The organism is Bacillus sp. ABP14 (assembly GCF_001831375.1).
Classification (GTDB): domain Bacteria; phylum Bacillota; class Bacilli; order Bacillales; family Bacillaceae_G; genus Bacillus_A; species Bacillus_A paranthracis.
Map to the genome: position 1 here is coordinate 4,889,511 of NZ_CP017016.1, position 18,992 is coordinate 4,908,502.

At 32.5% G+C, this 18,992-nt stretch carries 16 protein-coding genes; 1 reads left to right on the forward strand and 15 read right to left on the reverse strand.

The window, feature by feature from the left end; all coding sequences use genetic code 11:
* Positions 1-6 precede the first annotated feature (6 nt).
* From BGI23_RS25605 to fabZ, 8 genes are all read right to left on the reverse strand, one after another.
* A complete protein-coding gene (locus BGI23_RS25605) occupies positions 7-1,041 on the reverse strand; it encodes an ABC transporter substrate-binding protein (protein ID WP_001225632.1) in 1,035 nt (344 codons plus the stop codon).
* Positions 1,038-1,820, reverse strand: coding sequence for a DUF3919 family protein (locus BGI23_RS25610; protein ID WP_044791978.1), 783 nt, complete (start codon positions 1,818-1,820; stop codon positions 1,038-1,040). Before BGI23_RS25610 ends, BGI23_RS25605 begins: the two co-directional genes overlap by 4 nt.
* 66 nt (positions 1,821-1,886) lie before the next feature.
* Positions 1,887-3,317 (reverse strand): sensor histidine kinase, encoded by a 1,431-nt coding sequence (locus BGI23_RS25615; RefSeq protein WP_070807202.1) that lies wholly within the window; start codon positions 3,315-3,317, stop codon positions 1,887-1,889.
* 11 nt (positions 3,318-3,328) lie between these two features.
* Complete coding sequence (locus BGI23_RS25620) at positions 3,329-4,000, reverse strand: response regulator transcription factor (RefSeq protein WP_000699576.1); 672 nt, start codon at positions 3,998-4,000, stop codon at positions 3,329-3,331.
* A gap of 121 nt (positions 4,001-4,121) precedes the next feature.
* Positions 4,122-5,114 carry a UDP-glucose 4-epimerase GalE gene (gene galE / locus BGI23_RS25625; RefSeq protein WP_070807203.1) on the reverse strand — a complete coding sequence of 331 codons (993 nt, stop codon included), beginning with the start codon at positions 5,112-5,114 and terminating at the stop codon, positions 4,122-4,124.
* A 171-nt stretch (positions 5,115-5,285) separates the two neighbouring features.
* Complete coding sequence (tagU, locus tag BGI23_RS25630) at positions 5,286-6,197, reverse strand: polyisoprenyl-teichoic acid--peptidoglycan teichoic acid transferase TagU (RefSeq protein WP_070807204.1); 912 nt, start codon at positions 6,195-6,197, stop codon at positions 5,286-5,288.
* 365 nt (positions 6,198-6,562) lie between these two features.
* The gene (locus tag BGI23_RS25635) at positions 6,563-6,760 is read right to left on the reverse strand and encodes a hypothetical protein (RefSeq protein ID WP_070807205.1); all 198 of its coding nucleotides are present in this window, start codon (positions 6,758-6,760) and stop codon (positions 6,563-6,565) included.
* Positions 6,761-7,146: 386 nt separating this feature from the next.
* Positions 7,147-7,581 (reverse strand): 3-hydroxyacyl-ACP dehydratase FabZ, encoded by a 435-nt coding sequence (fabZ, locus tag BGI23_RS25640; RefSeq protein WP_070807206.1) that lies wholly within the window; start codon positions 7,579-7,581, stop codon positions 7,147-7,149.
* A gap of 502 nt (positions 7,582-8,083) precedes the next feature.
* Here fabZ and BGI23_RS25645 point away from each other — a divergent pair.
* Positions 8,084-8,527 (forward strand): SRPBCC family protein, encoded by a 444-nt coding sequence (locus BGI23_RS25645; protein ID WP_070807207.1) that lies wholly within the window; start codon positions 8,084-8,086, stop codon positions 8,525-8,527.
* A gap of 56 nt (positions 8,528-8,583) precedes the next feature.
* On the opposite strand, the gene galU is transcribed toward BGI23_RS25645, so the two are convergent.
* The 7 genes from galU to BGI23_RS25680 form a co-directional block, all read right to left on the reverse strand.
* Positions 8,584-9,465 (reverse strand): UTP--glucose-1-phosphate uridylyltransferase GalU, encoded by an 882-nt coding sequence (galU, locus tag BGI23_RS25650; protein ID WP_070807208.1) that lies wholly within the window; start codon positions 9,463-9,465, stop codon positions 8,584-8,586.
* A gap of 48 nt (positions 9,466-9,513) precedes the next feature.
* Positions 9,514-11,565, reverse strand: coding sequence for a DUF6270 domain-containing protein (locus BGI23_RS25655; protein ID WP_070807209.1), 2,052 nt, complete (start codon positions 11,563-11,565; stop codon positions 9,514-9,516).
* A 163-nt stretch (positions 11,566-11,728) separates the two neighbouring features.
* Positions 11,729-13,360: a teichoic acids export ABC transporter ATP-binding subunit TagH gene (tagH, locus tag BGI23_RS25660; RefSeq protein ID WP_070807210.1), complete on the reverse strand. Its 1,632-nt coding sequence runs from the start codon at positions 13,358-13,360 to the stop codon at positions 11,729-11,731.
* Positions 13,361-13,375: 15 nt separating this feature from the next.
* On the reverse strand, positions 13,376-14,182 hold the full coding sequence (locus BGI23_RS25665) for an ABC transporter permease (RefSeq protein ID WP_070807211.1): 807 nt from the start codon (positions 14,180-14,182) through the stop codon (positions 13,376-13,378).
* On the reverse strand, positions 14,179-15,462 hold the full coding sequence (locus BGI23_RS25670) for a nucleotide sugar dehydrogenase (protein ID WP_070807212.1): 1,284 nt from the start codon (positions 15,460-15,462) through the stop codon (positions 14,179-14,181). Before BGI23_RS25670 ends, BGI23_RS25665 begins: the two co-directional genes overlap by 4 nt.
* Positions 15,463-15,681: 219 nt before the next feature.
* The gene (locus BGI23_RS25675; RefSeq protein WP_255369068.1) at positions 15,682-17,841 is read right to left on the reverse strand and encodes a CDP-glycerol glycerophosphotransferase family protein; all 2,160 of its coding nucleotides are present in this window, start codon (positions 17,839-17,841) and stop codon (positions 15,682-15,684) included.
* The gene (locus BGI23_RS25680; protein ID WP_172801698.1) at positions 17,804-18,991 is read right to left on the reverse strand and encodes a glycosyltransferase family 2 protein; all 1,188 of its coding nucleotides are present in this window, start codon (positions 18,989-18,991) and stop codon (positions 17,804-17,806) included. Before BGI23_RS25680 ends, BGI23_RS25675 begins: the two co-directional genes overlap by 38 nt.
* Position 18,992 lies beyond the last annotated feature (1 nt).

An 18,992-nucleotide genomic window follows, 5' to 3' on the forward strand; every position in this document is an offset into this window, starting at 1 on the left:
CTTTTCTCACTTCTGAGAGAGACGTTGTCTATTCCATATCTCGATTATTCCACTATTTGATATATGTTGGTTCGTTCTTCTAACCGGCTGTCCTTCTATTTCTTTCTCGTTCTTCGCAAACATCGTTGGCACGCCAAACGAAACCTTTTCTAAAATGTGACCCGCTTCTTCTGATAAACAATAATCAATAAATAAATCCGCAATAATACCATTCGGTGCACGTTTTAGTTTCGAAATCGCATTAACAGATAGACCTGTTTGCTCAGGTACGATACTTACAACTGGAAAGCCTTGTTTTTGAAGCATTCTCTGATCTCCCATGAAATTGATGCCTATCATATACTCACCGCTCGCAACAAGCTCTACTGGCATGTAACCATTCACTGTTACTTCACCAACTTGCCCTGCAAAGTTCTTAACATATTCTTTCGCTTCCTCTTCACCTACAGTATCAATAAGTGATTGAAAAAACGTATAGGCTGTTCCTGAAACATTTGGATCTGGCATAACAATCTTTCCCTTATATACCGGATTTAATAAATCTTGCCACCTTGATGGATAAGGAAGTCCGAGCGGTGCTAATTCTTCGTTCCACCGCTCTTTATTGATCGCAATTGCCAGCTTCTCTACTTCATAACCGTACCAATAACCATCTTTATCTTTCACAGTTTTTGAGATACGGTTCGCATGCTGACTCGTAACAGGAATAGATAGATTTTTTTGCTTCATCATTTGATGCGCGTCTACCGTACCGCCAATAATAATATCCGCTTTCGGATTTCCAGCTTCCTCTTCTACCCTCCGAAGAAGCTCTTCTGTCGAAAGACGAATAAATTCATACGTACAGCCGCGTGGTTTACAAAATGATGAAAGCAACGCTTCTCCAACTTCCTCGCGAGCCGCTACATACGCAACAAGATGACGATCATTCAAAATAGGGAGACCACTTTTATTATATTTAATAGAGGTCGTATCTCGAGAGCAACTAGACATCGCTCCTCCAATTACTAGCAAAAAGAAGAAAAAGGCTATCTTTCTCATGACACATTCTCCTTTACAAATACATTTGCGAGGGAGCTTTTCATATACATGACATTCCCATTATTATCACCGAGATATTGCACAACAAAATACGATGGATACACAGAAATAGTAAGAATGTCTTCACGCTCATTCTTTATACGCTTACCAGTTTTATAAGCGGTAACATAAGCGATCGGTTCATTCTGTGATTGTAATAACTTCTGGATTTCTCCGTAATCTGTAATTTGCTTTGCATACCGAATCGAATCAAGTATGTGCGTAACATTCACCGCACGTTCTACATCACCTTGGCGTACTATGACATCCTGTGCTGACGCAAAAAAATCATGAATACGTTCTGGTGTGTAATACAGGCTTAACAAATACGTTTGCAATGCTGAAATCATTGGATCCGTACCATTCTTTCCGTACATATCAGCCCCGTACTGGAACAAGTCACCTACTGCAAAAGTACGTTTCTGTCCATTCAAGTACGTTACTTCTCCAGTAAATACTTGTTCTTGATTCTTAGCTTCACTCGGATTGATTTGAATTCGGTCAAAGAATGAAACAATCGTATGCAAACGAACTTCATCCGTTATAACAATTTCTCCCCACTTTTCATGCCTAACCTTCATTTCAGTAGGCAGGGATTCATTCACTCTTTGTAAAACAGCTTGTTTGTCATTCACAATTGTGATCCGATTATATATTTGCTTCTCCATCACATAAAACAAAATAAGAGAAACAATGATACAAAAGACAAATATAAGAATTTGAAATGATAGCCTTTTCATTTCTGCCTACCTCCAAGATAAAAAAACGTTGTTTCGAAAATACCGCATAATTGTTTCATAAATGTATCATTTAACCGCTTTCAAGTTTTTTATGTCTTCCATCCGTCTCGGAAGTAAGAATGTAATAAATATGGTAGTACCAATCTCTTCACTACTCTCAATCCGCATGCTTCCGCCCTGCTTATTCATAATCTCCTGACAAATATACAAACCGTAACCATTCCCGTAACTAGAAGAAAGTACCTTCCCTTCTGGCGATTCATTCCACTCTGCCAGCACACCTTCATCTATACCAATGCCATCATCATGAACAAAAACTTTTGCCTCACGTTCATTTACAATGACATTCATACGAATTTGCGTAGCGTCGCTATATTTTATCGCATTATCAAGCACATTTAAGAAGATCTGTTTCGTCTTATCGAAATCGGCAACAACATGTACATCTGTTAACTCATTGATAACTTCAATCTCAAATTTCTGCAGACGAGGTTTCACAATTGAAACTGCTTCTTCGGCTAATTCCTTTATATTCACAACTGTAGGTGATATTTCAAACGTACTTGTCCCGTACTTTGAAGACTTAAGTAATTCCTCTACAAGTGATAATAAACGCTCACTTTCTACAGCTACATAGCGCAAGCTCTCCTGTACATCTTCCTTCGCCTTTAACTTCGGAATTAAATCCACATAGCCAATAATCGCCGTTAGCGGTGTTTTGAGCTCATGCGTAATACGGTCTAAGAAATCTTTCTTCTTCTCTTTCTCTTCCTTCAATTGCTTAATATGTAGTTCAATCCCATCAGCCATCGCATTAAAAGACGCTGAAAGCTGCGCAATTTCTACATATTCATTTAACTCAATCTTACTTTTATAATCACCATTCGCAAGCCGGTGCGCCATTTGTCTTAACTGATCAATCGGCTTATGAAGAGACTTTGCCAAACGAATTGCAAAGAAAATACCTGCAGCTACAAGACAAAGAGACGTCATTAAAAACGTCCAGCCGACATTTGTTAAAACTTCCTTCTCACCAGTTAACTCATTTATAAAACGAACACTTCCAATGACATCGTTTCCATAATAAACCGGGCTTGAAAACAAAAGAATTGGAGCTGGGTCTCCCTCTTCAAACACATAAGATTTCTTCCCCTTCAAGGAACTCTCAATATCAATATTCCGATGAAGAAGTGCTCCCTTTTGCGTATCCGCAACAACATCTCCATTCTTCCCAATCATCTGTACACGGACATCCATGCGCTTCGCTAAATAAGAAGCGATTAAAAGTGAATTCGGACCGAGCGTCTCTACCTCTGCTTCCTTCTCTAAATAATTCATCGTATAAATTTGTGCTTCTACACTTAACTTTTCTAAAGAATTTGCTGCGTTATGATACATATTCTTTTCTAACGTAATATAAACAACTGCGTACAAAAGAACAAAAATCGGGATTAGCAGTCCCACTATTCCAAACACCATATTTCTTTTTAAAGACATACCATCACCACTTAACAATCTAGTTTATAGCCAACGCCATAAATCGTCTTAATATATTCCCCGCTATTCCCGAGCTTCTTCCGCAATCTTTGTACCATAATATCAACCGCTCTCGTATTTCCGATATACTCAAACCCCCATACTTTCTCAAGTAGCTCATCTCTCATAAATACACGCTGCGGATTGGAAACAAACAACTGACATAAATTAAACTCTCTGTACGTTAACTGAACCTCTTGTCCACTCACATGCACTTTTCTTTCCTTAGGACAGATCGTTATCTCTCCCGCCTCGATTACTTCATGGCTTACCGTTACCTCTTTCTTCTTCACGCGCCGCGTCATATTCTTGACCCGAAGAATAAGCTCCGCATAATTAAATGGCTTCGTCACATAATCATCTGCACCAAGCTGCAAGCCAAGCAATTTATCATTCATCTGACTCTTCGCAGTTAACATGAGCACTGGAATATCCCGATCCTTCTCCCGGAACAAACGAAGCAATTCATACCCATCTGTATCTGGAAGCATAACATCCAAAATCAAAACATCTGGCCCTTCATTCCATCTCTCTAAAGCTTCTCTCCCGTCAGCCGCCGTAAGCACTTCATATCCTTCCATCTCAAGCTGCATCCGAATCAAATTACGAATACTCGACTCATCATCCACTACAAGTATTTTCATTGTTCTCCTCCTTCCATCCTGTATTATAGTACAGTTTAGTATAGCAAAAATCTTATAAAAAAAGAGAGGGTATTGTCGAACATATGTTGAACGACAATACCCTCTCCTTCACTTATTAGTTTTACTTATCATACCCATTAGGTTTCTTCTGATGCCAATTCCAAGCATGCTCAATGATTGTCTTCACATTTGCATACTGAGGATCCCAACCTAACTTCTCTTTCGCTTTCTGAGAAGAAGCAACTAAACGTGCGGGATCTCCCGCACGACGCGGCGCTACTTCAGCAGGAATTTCATGATTTGTAACTTCACGAACTGCATCAACGATTTCTTTTACACTGAAACCATTACCATTTCCTAAGTTATAGAAATCACTCTCTCCGCCGTTCTGCAAGTCTTTAAGACCTAAGAAGTGAGCTGCCACTAAATCTTCAACATGGATATAATCACGGATACAAGTACCATCTGGTGTATGATAGTCATCACCAAACATCATAATCTTCTCACGTTGCCCTAACGCCACTTGCAGCACAAGAGGAATTAAATGCGTCTCTGGACGGTGATCTTCCCCAATAATACCATTTGGAGTTGCACCAGCCACATTAAAGTATCTGAAAATCTTATAACGTAAATTAGAAGCTTGGCTATACCAATGAAGCATCTTCTCGATTGCTAACTTCGTCTCTCCATACGTATTCGTTGGATTTGTCATCGTTTCCTCAGTAATAAGGTCTACATCTACCTCACCATACGTCGCCGCAGTAGAAGAGAAAATAAACTTATCTACCTTAAACTCATCCATTACCTCTAATAAGCAAAGTGCACCATACACGTTATTATTATAATATTGCAGAGGCTTCTCCATACTAACTCCAACTAAAGAATCAGCTGCGAAATGCATAACCGCCTCAATATTTTCTTGTGTAAACACATCTCTTAAAAATGCTTTATCACGAAGGTCGCCATTATAAAACTTCGCACCTTCCGTAATTGCATCCTCATGACCCGTTTGTAAGTTATCTACTACTACTACAGATAAACCTTCGTCTACTAACCTTTTCACAGCGTGAGAACCGATATAACCAGCTCCGCCGCAGATTAGGATTGAATTCATTGTCTTCCTCCTACTATATATTAGGATTTCTTATTCACTCTCTTATTATAAAAGGTATACGATCGCTCGTATACCTTTTGTGTACCTTTATTACTTAGCAACGAAATAATCCGTTACATATTGTGCCCAAACTTCGTGGCCTTTAGCATTTTGTCTAAAGAAGTTGGATTATTACTTCGTCACTTCAAGATGCGCTCTTAATTTATTCGTTAAATCTTGTTTTGCTGCATCTGGAACATAGTAGTACCAAATGCCATCAGCAGCCTTGTGACCGTCACCTGGGATTTGGATATCCTCACTATTTTTCAAGCAATCTTTATAATTCTTTTGCATATCAAACATTTGATCTTGCGTTAAGTTAGTTTTCACATTCTTTTGAATTGCTGCTAATACATCTCCATAACCTGTTAAAGAAGAGAAGCTTGCACCTTTTTTGATAACACCTTGCATCACTTGACGCTGGCGCATCTGACGACCAAAGTCACCACGTGGATCTTGTTTACGCATACGTGTGAATGCTAGAGCTTGGTCACCTGTTAAATGAATATTTCCTTTCGCAAAATGATGTCCATCCTGCGTAAATTCTAAATCATTATTTACATCTACCCCACCAACAGCATCAACGATATCTTTAAAGCCTTCCATGTTCACTTCAATATAATAATTAATAGGAACATTCAAGAAGTTTTCTACTGTCGCTACAGACATATCTACTCCACCGAATGCATAAGCATGATTGATTTTATCGCTTTTGCCTTTTCCAACAATTTCTGTATAAGTATCACGAGGAATACTTACTGTTTTCATAGAGTTATTTTTAGGATTTAATGTAATCACCATTAAAGAATCCGAACGCCCCTTATCATCACCGCGCTCATCTGCCCCTAATAATAAAATTGACACTGGTTCACTCTTGCTAACTTTTTCTCCAACTTTATTGTTGTTTTGATCACGTTTTAAAGGTTGATGAACTTCCTTTAATGTATTAGATACAGAAGAATATACATTATAGGCATAAATTCCTCCACCTATGATTAGTACTCCGAGAATACCGAGTACCCAAAATAAAATTTTCTTTTTCATACCTTTACCCTCTTTATTAAAATTTAAAATAATATATCTATTTTTATACTCCTCACTATATTACATTATTCTTGATTAAAAATAAAAGATAAATTAAACAAAGCAATTAGTATTTGCCAACAAAACAAGGAAAACTCCATCAATTAAATGATGAAGTTTTTTATTAGCTTCTACATTCATATGAATGTAACTTCTTTATAAAATAATAAGATTCAATCTTTTTATTTCTAATTCTTTTAAAGTTCGGCCATCCTCTCGCATTAATATGGATTTCTTCTATAATTATAAAATCCCTTGTTTCATGCATACCAAACACGAGTGATTTAATATTCGGATAATTAACCCTATACATCGTACCTTTTTCACTACTTTTCTTTGATGTACCAAATATCTTTTGAAATATCTTTGCAACTAACAGCTACATAGTCATCGCTCCAAACAAAATTACCGGATTTAAAAATTGCAATCATCCTTGGATTATTTTGATATAAAAACATATCGCCATCTTTAAACTTTCCATTCTCATAATCATGTAAAACCTCGTATAGCTTCACATTCATCATCTCTTTTTCTCTATTTTAATAAAATCATTTTATATTCCTTTTACTAAAAAGTTGTGATTTTCTTATGAAATCGCTGCGAAATTTTGTAATTTTTTTAAAATCTTTTCCTTATATGCTTAACAATTTAATTTATAAATTCTTACCTTTGCTTTATTCTTTCATCAAACTATAAATACCTGCAAATTTATATAAATTCCCTTCTTATTATTCCAATTTCTCCATAACTTATTTAATAAAAACTCTTACTCATATTCTAAAGTTTTCCTACTACTAAACTTATTTGTTAAACAAATCATATATTACTACTTGCAAATAAAATAGGTGGACACAAGGCTAAAAATTCAACCCGGTATCCACCCATCTGTATCAAAAACATTTTACGTTTACTATTCTTTTTTATCTCCAAGGGCGAACGTTATTTCTGTCTCACAAGCAATTTCACCATCTACAGTAGCAACTGCTTTTCCTTTTCCAATTGCTCCACGTACACGCGTCATTTCAACTTCTAAACGAAGTTGGTCACCTGGACGGACTTGTCGTTTAAAGCGGCAATTATCAATGCCTGCGAAGAATGCTAAGCGACCACGATTCTCTTCTTTCTTCAACATAGCAACAGCGCCAACTTGTGCTAACGCCTCTACAATTAAAACACCTGGCATTACAGGATAATCTGGAAAATGCCCATTAAAAAATTCTTCATTAGCTGTAACATTCTTTATCCCAATAGCACGCTTTCCTTCTTCTACTTCTAAAACTTTATCCACTAGTAGAAATGGATAGCGATGAGGAATTATTTCTTTAATTTGTTGAATATCTAGCATACACTTCTCTCCTTACACAAGATTGGTCATACCACCAGAAGTTATACTATCATTATCCCATTTTAAATCTCATTTGTCATTATAAAAAAGGATTTCAAAATTTCTCTTCTAAATAAAAAAATGTATACACTCTTTTCAATATGTATTATCACTGACACGGAGGTTGAAAAGAGTGTATACCCAAGTTAGGGAAAGGCAAATTATATCAAATATATTAAGCCTTAATGTCGTATTCAAGATTCATTATATATGACAAAAATAAGAAATTAAAACCTAATTTTCGACCTTTTTCGTATTAATTTCCTAATATTACTCATGATTTCTCTATTTTCCTTACATTCTCTTAAATGTGATATTTAGAAATATCAATTTTAATAAAAAATTATTAAAATAAAAGCAAAAACGCTTGTAATAGAATTTACATAACTATATCATAATAAAATGAATATGAGATTTTAACCTGATTATTCAAATACCTTTATTTTTAGAAAGGGATCAAAAAATGGCAAAAGGTATACATACTATAGAGTTAAATACTTCACCAGATCAAATTTGGAAATTTATTAGTGATATAAACAATTGGGCTCCACTAGTAACAGGCTATGTTAAACATAAAATTATTGATGACAAACATTCGACTTGGCGTTTGCACGGTGATTTAGGGTTTATTAAACGAGACGTTAGTCTAAATGTTGAAATTATTGAGTGGAAAATGCCTCATAAAATTAGCTTTACGATGGCTTCTCCAACAAAAAAATTAATTGGTAGCGGCTCTTTTCATGCTGAATCACTCTCTCCTTCTACTACGAAAATAACAAGTCAGTTAGAATTGCGAACAACTGGTAAAGGAGCCTTTGTTTTTAACGGTGCCATAAAACCATTTGTTCCTAAAGTGACAAAGCAACTTTCTAAAAAAGTGGCAGATAAATTAATGAAACAGTTATAAAAAAACATCTCAGAAATTTATTGTACAATAAATTTCCAAGATGTTTTTTATGAAAGTTAATTATTAACCATATCTTTTTTTAATAATTTCTCCATATAGCTTAATAATTCATTCTTTAACCCATCATGCTGTAATGCCATTTCAATTGTTGTTTGAATGAATCCAAGCTTCTCTCCAACGTCGTATCGCTTTCCTTCAAAATCATAAGCAAATACTCTTTGTATCTCATTTAAGCGCTGAATAGCATCCGTCAACTGAATCTCGCCACCTGCTCCTGTTTGTTGATTCTCTAAGAACGTAAAAATCTCAGGTGTTAATACATAGCGCCCCATAATTGCTAAGTTAGATGGTGCTGTTCCTTGATCTGGTTTCTCTACAAACCTGCTAACCTGATAACTACGACCTTTTTGTACTAGTGGATCAATAATACCATAGCGATGTGTCTCCGTTTCCGGAACAGTTTGAACACCGATTACCGATGATTGTGTTGCCGCATATTGATCCATTAATTGGCGTAAGCATGGCGTTTCAGCTTGTACAATATCATCACCAAGTAAAACAGCAAATGGCTCATTACCAATAAACTTACGAGCACACCATACAGCATGACCTAAACCTTTCGGTTCTTTTTGACGAATATAGTGGATATTAATTTTAGAAGACTCTTGCACCTTCTTAAGGATTTCATGTTTACCCTTTTCTAGTAAGTTCTGTTCCAACTCAAAAGAATGATCAAAGTGATCTTCGATAGCACGCTTTCCTTTTCCAGTTACAATAATAATATCTTCAATTCCGGATTCAATCGCTTCTTCTACAATGTATTGAATTGTTGGTTTATCAACAATTGGTAACATTTCCTTTGGCATTGCTTTAGTTGCTGGTAGAAAACGAGTTCCTAACCCAGCTGCTGGGATAATAGCCTTTTTTACTGTTTTCATCAATAAACCACCTTAACTTATATAATTCAAAGAAATTTTATTTTATCCTCATGACCTATTTAAACGGTCTGAAATAACTAAACTATTTAAGCGATTTAAAAATTCCTTATAATATCCCGATTCGTAGTGCGAAAATGATTTACCAAACGGGTATGTTGCATCTCCAATATAACTCGTATCTGTTAAGTCAATAACCTTGGCTTTTGGTATAAGATGCATAATATAATTATCCAATTTATCCCAAAAATTATTATTTCTAGAAATCAATTGTGGATCTGAGAATGATTTAACCTCTCTATTTTCATCAAAATAAGTAGGCGTAAATCTACCTTTATTTAAAATAATCTTATTCTCTGGTAATATGCTTTTTAGTTTTTGGATAAAATCCCCAACAGCAACTTTCCAAATCTCAAAATACTCATCATTATTTGTATGATCTATTATTTTACTATTCTTTAAATTTTTTATATATTTGCTATCCTCTAATATATAACTACAACTAATATATCTGTCACCATCAATTTTTAATATAGATTTAGATGCATCAGAATAAAGATCTAAAATTAAATATTCGGCCCCTGATTCTTTTAACTTATTAAAGAAACTTTTATCAAAGTCAACTTCAACAAATTTTCTATCACTTTCTTTAATGTTCTCTAATTCTTTAATATCTAATGAAACTGGTTTTGAGACAAGACTAATTAATGACGAATGAAATTGTGTATAAACGCATTCATATATTTTTTTATAATCTGGATTAAAATATTGACTTGAATTAAATGCATTTCGACTAAAGCAGGTTCCCAACACAGCTACTCTGATGGCACATCTATTCTTCCCATCTATAGCATATAAAGAGAGCTGGGAAGATCCATTTATAAATAATTTCCCTTTCATATTTTTATCTTTATAGCATATATCAAAATATGAAAACTTCTTCTTATATTGTTTGGAAATATTCAGTTGCAAATCACTTTTATTATTACCTGACTTTAATCTTATAAAAAAGTCCCATACTTCTTTATCTCTTAAAATATGTTTATTAGATAAACTTTTTTTATTAATTCGAGCTATATATCTATCTCCACTTCCCTCTACATCATATATAAATTCCTCATAATATTCATATCCATTTCCCATTTTCTCTCTTCTTTTAATAACCAAATTTAAATCATCTATTTTTTGATCATTAAAAATTTCTAGTCCTATATCAATTTTTATAGATTCATTATCTTCTATAATATCTATAGCTCGAACTTTATGAAGCATATTTGATTGATAAATAGCTAATCGATTATCCCCTGTAACATAAGGTTTAATATAGAAAAGATCATTTGTCTTAAGTTGCATATATCTAAATGCTTGTTTTTTTACTACACTATCAATTTCTAGAGGTAAATTATAGCATTCATTTCCGTCCTTACTACATATATTCACAAAAACATCCCAACATGTTTCTTTATCTTGGTTAATACATGGAATCTCCCCTGCTATATCCATTGTTATATCTATTGATTCCTTTATTATCGGTATGTATGTAGTACTTATACTCGTACCATGAAAAGCCATGTCAACTTGATTTCTTCTTTTAAAAATAAGCTTTATTTTTTTTCCCTTTAGATATTTATTATCCTTTCCAGTTAACAAAATATTTAATAAAATCTTACCATTCAAATACTCTATTTTTTTAACAAATGGTGCTAATTCTAGCCCTCTTGTATAAAATGCTAAAACTCCATCTTTCGCTATATATGGAATTAACTTAAAAATACTATTTTCACCATAAAAGTATTCAAACTGTTCCTCAATGTTTTCTCTAACCTTAACCAAATATTCATTTTCCCCAGAAATCATATATATTAACCATACAGCATCATTGTTTAATCCTTGCTTTTCTAAAATAGATTTCAAATTAATATCAATTTGAAATTTCCCCCCTTGTAGTACTTCCCCTAGTTTCACTTCCAAAGGGAACTCAAAATCACGATGATTATTTTTCTTACGTAAAATTAGCCTCCCGCTCCCGGCAGTAGAAGTTCCTATAATCTTCATATCCCCTTTTTTAAGGTTATATCCCAACTTCTCTATCCTAACATCCATTTATAAACCTCACTCTTTCTCATTAATTATTAGTACACATTTTATAAATAATAAAAATTGCCACTATTTATTTTCAAGCTATATGCAAGAGCCTTTAAAGGTCTATTGATTTCTAAAATGAGATTTACCTAAACACTCTAGGTAAATCTCAAAATTATTTTACTTATTCTTTTGACATAATTGTTAACGTTTGAATCTCTTGATGGGTTTTATCGGAGCGTGCTATAACATAAAAACGTTTTGTTTCAAATAAATAATTTTTTTCAAAATCATTATTTATACTTTCCTTGCCCAGAATTTCTTGTAACTTACTGATAGACATTGAGATATCCTGAAAGCTCATTTCTACTACCTTAGACCCTGAAATAACAAACTTGACTTTTCCATCCCTATACTCTGTTTTACCTACTATCGTTTTTGATGAAGTTAAGTTATTAGGATATACGGCTTCAAGCTCACTTAAACTTTTCCCAACATATGTATTCACTGATTTTACAGATAATCCATACACTCGATTTAATAATGTTATTATATTATCTAATTTAGTATCTTCTATCATCTTATCATTGGATAAAAATGGTTTAACATATTCTCCATTTATCCAACCCTTTTCCCCATTTGGCAAAACTATTTGTATCCATCCATTATTAGTTTCATGATTATTCGGTACTTTATATATTTCCCCAAATTGAGTCAATGCTAAACGTTCGCTACTCATACTTGGCTCTTTTCGGATACTAATATCATTACTATTCACCATATATTTTTTATCAATTGGAAGCTCTGCTTTAACCTTTTTCTCTTTAGTAGCATTTTCACTTTGAACGAAACCTTCCTTATTTTTAGTTCCATTCATTATTGAAAGAGTTCCTTTGTAATTTAAACCCGTTACTATTGCAGATGCTAAAATGATAAATATGGTCCCAAATAATATAATACCTTTCTTTTTTGATTTTGACTTCCGTATTTCTCCTCTAGGGGGCACCACTGGGTGTTCCTGCAATAAACCATGTTGACATTGTACTGCTTGTTCTTCGCGTAACTTGTTTTTTTCTTCAACACTCATTTGGTTATAATTTTTCAAAAAATTATTATAGCAATCTATTACCTCATTTACATTACCATAGTCTTTTATTTTCCCATAATGTAACCAAATTGCTTTAGTACAAAAATTCTTTACTTGTGTAAGAGAATGACTAATGAAAAATATCGTCTTTCCCTGATCCTTAAATTCATTCATTTTATCTAAACATTTTTTAGTAAAAGTTTGATCTCCAACAGATAAAGCCTCATCTATTACCAAAATATCGGGATTAATATGAACTGAAATCGCAAATCCAATTCTTGACTTCATCCCACTTGAGTAAGTCTTCACTGGTTGATACATAAATTTTCCTATATCAGCAAACTCAATAACTTTTGGTGTAATCTCTTTAATTTGTTCTTTCGTAAGCCCCATCATTAAGGCTTTTAACTCAATATTTTCAATTCCGGTTAATTGGTTATTTAAACCAGAAGAAATTGCAATCAAGGATGCAGAACCATTAATTGTAACTTTCCCCTTATTTGGAATAGTAACACCCGCAATTAAATTTGATAATGTACTCTTACCTGAACCATTTAAGCCAACAATTCCAACTATTTCTCCTTCTGGCACTTCAAAACTAACATTATTTAAAGCATAATGATAATCACCATTATCATTTCTAAAAAATAAATCCTTTAGTTTATCTGAAGATTTATTATACATTTTATACTTTTTTGTAACATGTTCAAACTTCACTTTATAACTCATTGGATTATTCACCTTTTATAAGTAATCAACAAATTGCTTGCGGAATCTAATGTGGAACATTGCCCCAATCACAAACAAAATAATTGTTACTCCCCAAAAATATAATGTATACAATGAACCTATAAAATTAATACTTCCGTGTAATAATGAAGATCTGTACCCCTCAACTACATAGTAAAACGGATTTATCTTCATTAAAAATGCAAATATACTATTCATATGCTCACTCGGTTTCCACAAAACTGGTGTCAAATAAAATAACATTCTTGTAATCGATTGAATAAATAAATGTACATCTCTTGAGATTGTAGAGATAGTAGAGGTAATAAAAGCTAAAGCAATTAAAAAACTGAATGTAGAAAGTATACAATAAACCAATCCAACAATACTAAGAATACTTATACCTTTAATACATATAACAATAAGTATTAAAACCGCTAGTAACACTAAATGCGTATATAATTGCGATAAAATAATATAAGTAGGTATTACACTCAACGGAAAATTCATTTTAGAAACTGTATTTAGTTTGGCATAAATAGAATTCGATCCTTGAATAATTGAGCCATTTATAAAAAACCATGGAATAATACCACAGATCATCCAAACGAAGAACGGAACTCCTTCTACAGGAGCCCCACCTCGAATTCCTAGACCAAATACCAGCCAATATACAAAAATTTGAATTAAAGGGTTTAAAAACACCCATATAACCCCTAATGTACTAGCAGCGTATTGTTGCTTAATTTCATATATAGAAAGCCTTCCCATTAAATATAAGTTATCTAATTGTTCCTTAATAACACTTTTTATAGCTTTCATACAAAAACCTCATCTGATTTTAACATTTCATGAATATTCCCGAAATTAATAATTTTCATTTCACCTTTTTTATTTAAAGGTATACAATTTCGTGCATCGAATAAAATTGGTTGGCGCATTTTCGAAACAAATTGACTGTAATCTATATTTTTAAACTCGTTATGGTCAGCCAATACTAATATTAAATCTGCACCTTCTACAGCTTCTTCTGCAGTCTTCAAATTAAATAACTCACTCTTAACGTAAGGATCATGAATCGTCACATTATATCCTTTTTGATATAACTGATCAATGATCTCTAAAGCTGGACTTTCTCTCATATCATCTGTATTTCCTTTATAAGTAATCCCAAATACAGCAATCTTAGGAGAATCAATTCCTTGCAGCAATTGTTCAATATTTTCGCAAACGTACAATGGCATAGAGATGTTCACATCACGAGACATCTGAATAATATTCGCTATTTCTGGCGTTTTAGCTACAATAAAATGCGGATCGACTGCTAAGCAATGTCCTCCTACCCCGGGACCTGGTTGATGTAAGTTTACACGCGGATGCTTATTAGCCATTTCAATAACATCTAAGACATTTATTTTTAATTCTTTACATATTTTTGCTAATTCATTTGATAATGCAATATTTACATCCCGGAATGTATTCTCCATCAACTTGGACATTTCTGCTGTTTTAGCATCAGTTTGAATGATTTCACCCTTAACAAATAAACTATACACTTGTGCTGCCATTTCAGAACATGTTGGGGTTACCCCCCCTACAATCCTATTATTAAAAATAATTTCATCCATAATCTTTCCTGGTAAAACTCGCTCTGGGCAATGTACTAAAAAAACATCTTTTCCTACTACAAAACCAGCAGCTTCTATTAAAGGTTTAACAAAGTCTTCTACACTCCGAGGCGCAATTGTTGATTCTATAATTATTATATTCCCTTCCTTAACATTAGGAATAACCTCTTTAATAGCTGTTAAAACACCTGTTAAATCACATGATTTATATTCATCATCTTTATTTGGTGTAGGAACGGCAATAATAAAAACATCTGCTTCGACCACTTCAAGGGAAGCAGTTAATTTTCCTTCCCTTACTGTCTCCTGGACAACTTCTCTAAGCCCCGGTTCTTCAATATGGATTTCTCCCTCATTTAACTTCTCTACAACATGTTGATTGATATCTACCCCTACTACTTCAGCCCCATGTTTCGCAAACATGGCAGCTGTTGGGAGACCAATGTATCCTAAACCTACTACACAAATTTTCACTAAATTTCTCATCTCCACACAGTTTATTAATAAAGAAATCTATTTCTCCAAAACAAATTCATATAAAAACAATTTAATACCTCAATCCACAATGAAGATTATCTAATAATTATTTCATTTATATACATTAGATAAATTTGCTATTCTAGATTTCTTTCACACCAATAAATAAAAATACTCCAAAACACATTAAATTATTTCTCTACAAATTTATTGTTTTTAAGAAGTCTTTTCTTTAATTACTTTATATATTCTCTCAGCATTCTTAGTATCTTTATATTTAAAAATCCTTTTAGAATTCGCTAAATATCTCTTACTGATTTTTAAATTATCCTCCATAACTTTATTTATTTGCTTAATTAACGCTTGCTCTTTAGACACAATATAACCTAAGTCACTATATCTAATTTCTTCGCAAGGAGCATGATGATTATTATGCGGATCAAACTGATACATTATAACTGGTTTTTCCATATATAAGAAGTCTGATGACACTGATGAATAATCAGTGATTAATAGTGCACTTTCTTTTAATAATTCCGATACAGTCGCATTACTTTTTACAAGAAATTCTATTTTAGGATGATTCACTACAAATTCATCCATAAATTTTTGCATTTGACTATGTATATAAAATTTAACTTCTATGTTTTTCTTTTCTACTAAATTTAGAAAGTCTTTGTTCTCGATTAAACTTTTATACACTTTATAATAATCGGACTGTAAAAACTGTGCTTTATTTACATTTAATAAGTGTCTACGCCATGTGGGCATAATGAGAATTTGTTTTTTCGTTTTTCTCTCGTGAAGATTATCAAACCTAGCTAATCCAGTTACAGCCACATCCTTGTCAGGATACCCTAATGTCTTCATAATAATCCGCTTTTCATACTCTGAACTTGAGATAATTAAATCTTGCTTATATCTCTCCTTACTTAGATACGGAGCAATATTATGAATGATTACACCATGTTGCAAACAAATATGATTTTTTTTAGAAACTATATTTCCAAACCATTTAATAAATTGTTGTTTCGGCCTAGGATATGAACATTCTTCAAATACCCAAGCACTTATATATGTACTTGCTGCTAGCATATAAACCTTATGCTTAAAAGAAGAATGATATATAACATTACCATATTGCTCAACTTTATCTAAATGAGGTGAATCTTCATTAATTACATAATATATTCTTTCTGATGGATATTTTTCGCGACAATACTTGAAGAAGAAGAACCCATTATCTTCAGCCTGATCCTCACGCTCCCCAACTAACCAAATTTCTTTTCCTGCAAAGCGCATCTTTACAAATAAACTCAATAAAAGAATAAGTACTTTATACAATGAATTTTTAATATATCCAAATATCCTCTGAATCCCTCGAATTGGTTTTGTAATTTTCCAAGATAAAGATTCTTCTAAGAGATATGGATTTTTTTCAAAATATGTTTCATACTTTTGTGATTGATTATACCAGTACCTCTTACTCCTAAATATCACCATGTATTTCATTGCTTCATCATATAAACCTAAAGTTATAAGATTTAAAAATTCCTTATATCCTTCATTCCCCTTATAAATACGTTCATCCGAGATAGATAAGAGATCCTTCAACACATTCAATAATGTCTCTTGATGACCTTTTTCTACTTCATTTAAAAAGGTGTTTTTATCCATTAAATTTAATATTTGTTTAAAAAGTATAATTTTTAAATCTTGATTAAACCCTTCTCCATAATCACTTATCAAAGAATCAAAAATATACTGAATGTCTTTTATTGAATTTTTTATATACTCTTCATTAAATGGTGTTTTATTTTTATATTTTATATCAGTTGCAAAATCATAATTTAGGCCTGACAAATATAACTTGATATCCAAATATTTAATGTTCGATTCATTTAATTGAGAGATAAAATTAAATTCCTTCGTTAACAGAACTTCTTTCTTTATTATCTTTAATGCTGTAATTGTAGCAAAATTACTCTGCATTATATTTTTTTTATTTATAATTTTTTTCTCGTTTTTTTCTTCTAAACAAGCAGATATAAAATCTAAATCTCTCTTTTTTGCACCATTATATAAACGTTCGTATACATTTGGTCTAAACTTTGTATAAAAATCAAAGAAAGTAATATACTCCCCTCTTAATCCTTCTACATCAATCTTTCCTTCTTTTAATACTATATTCAGCTTACAGCTTTCTTTTAATTTTTCTACAAATCTAACCATTTCTAAAGAAACATTTTCATAATTATAAAAAATAAGCAATTCAAACTCATTAGCATCGATAGTCTGTTTTTGTAACAATTCAAAGGCCTGTTTAATTACGCCTTCATCATGAGCCCGTAATTGTGTTACTACGCTTAGTTTCATTCAAAAATCTCCCTTTGATAATATCTTTTAATTTAAAATTCCTATTTCTAAGAAATTTAGTAATCCTCCAAGAAAAGCTATTACGGATAGCTGTTTGTTTCCTATATCTTTGTTGTAATTCAGTTCCTTGTTTTAACCACCATCTTCTTGAAATTAACATGCTATTATATGCCAATGCTTCATTTATATAATTTTTTTCAATTAGACTTAAGAAGGGTTCTTCCCAAACTAAATATTTCTTTACTATTTCAATATCATAACCATCTACTACTCTTTTCACTAAATTAATTAATCTCTTCTTCTCTTCAATTGATAGTTTATTAAAATCCGGATCACAAATTTTCCAAAGAATTGACCTTAACGCATTTACCTGAAAATAACTATATTCCTTATCATTTAATTTTGGTTTAATTGCATCTACAGACTGTACATCATTCTCAACAGAAGAAAGAATATCTTGCTGCGTCAACGATAGATTACGATCATCATCACGTGCCCTATAGCTATAAACATTTTTGGGAATATAACTAAACTTTTTAGCTTTTGTAAATAACTGAACATCATAAAATTTATCTTCCCCATTTCTCATTCCCTCGATGAAAGAAATTTTATGTTGTCTAACAAATGCTGTCCTTACTAACTTTAAAGTAATAGCTGTTTTCACCTGTAAAAAGAATGGTGATACCTCTATGTTAGTATTCATATATGGTTTTTGTAAAAGATAGTGTTTAAAAGTTGAATGTTGAAATATTGATCCATCACTATCATTAAAACTTTCCATTTTTCCCATAACAAAGTCTGATTTATACTCCTCGGCAATATTAAATAAAGTTTCATATGCATCCGCTGGTATATAATCATCTGGATCCATAAATATTAGATATTTTCCTTTCGCAATATCAATACCAATGTTTCTTGGTTTACCAGGTGCACCACAATTTTTTTCCAAGTGTATAGCTTTAAAATTATTATAGTTCTCAGCATATTGATCTAAAATTTTTCCCGTATTATCTGTAGAACAATCATTCACCATAATAACTTCCAAATTCTCTACACCAATTGTTTGATTCACTAAAGAATTTAAACACTCCTCTATATACATCTCTACATTGTATATAGGCAAAATCACCGAAATTAGTGGCTTTTTCAAC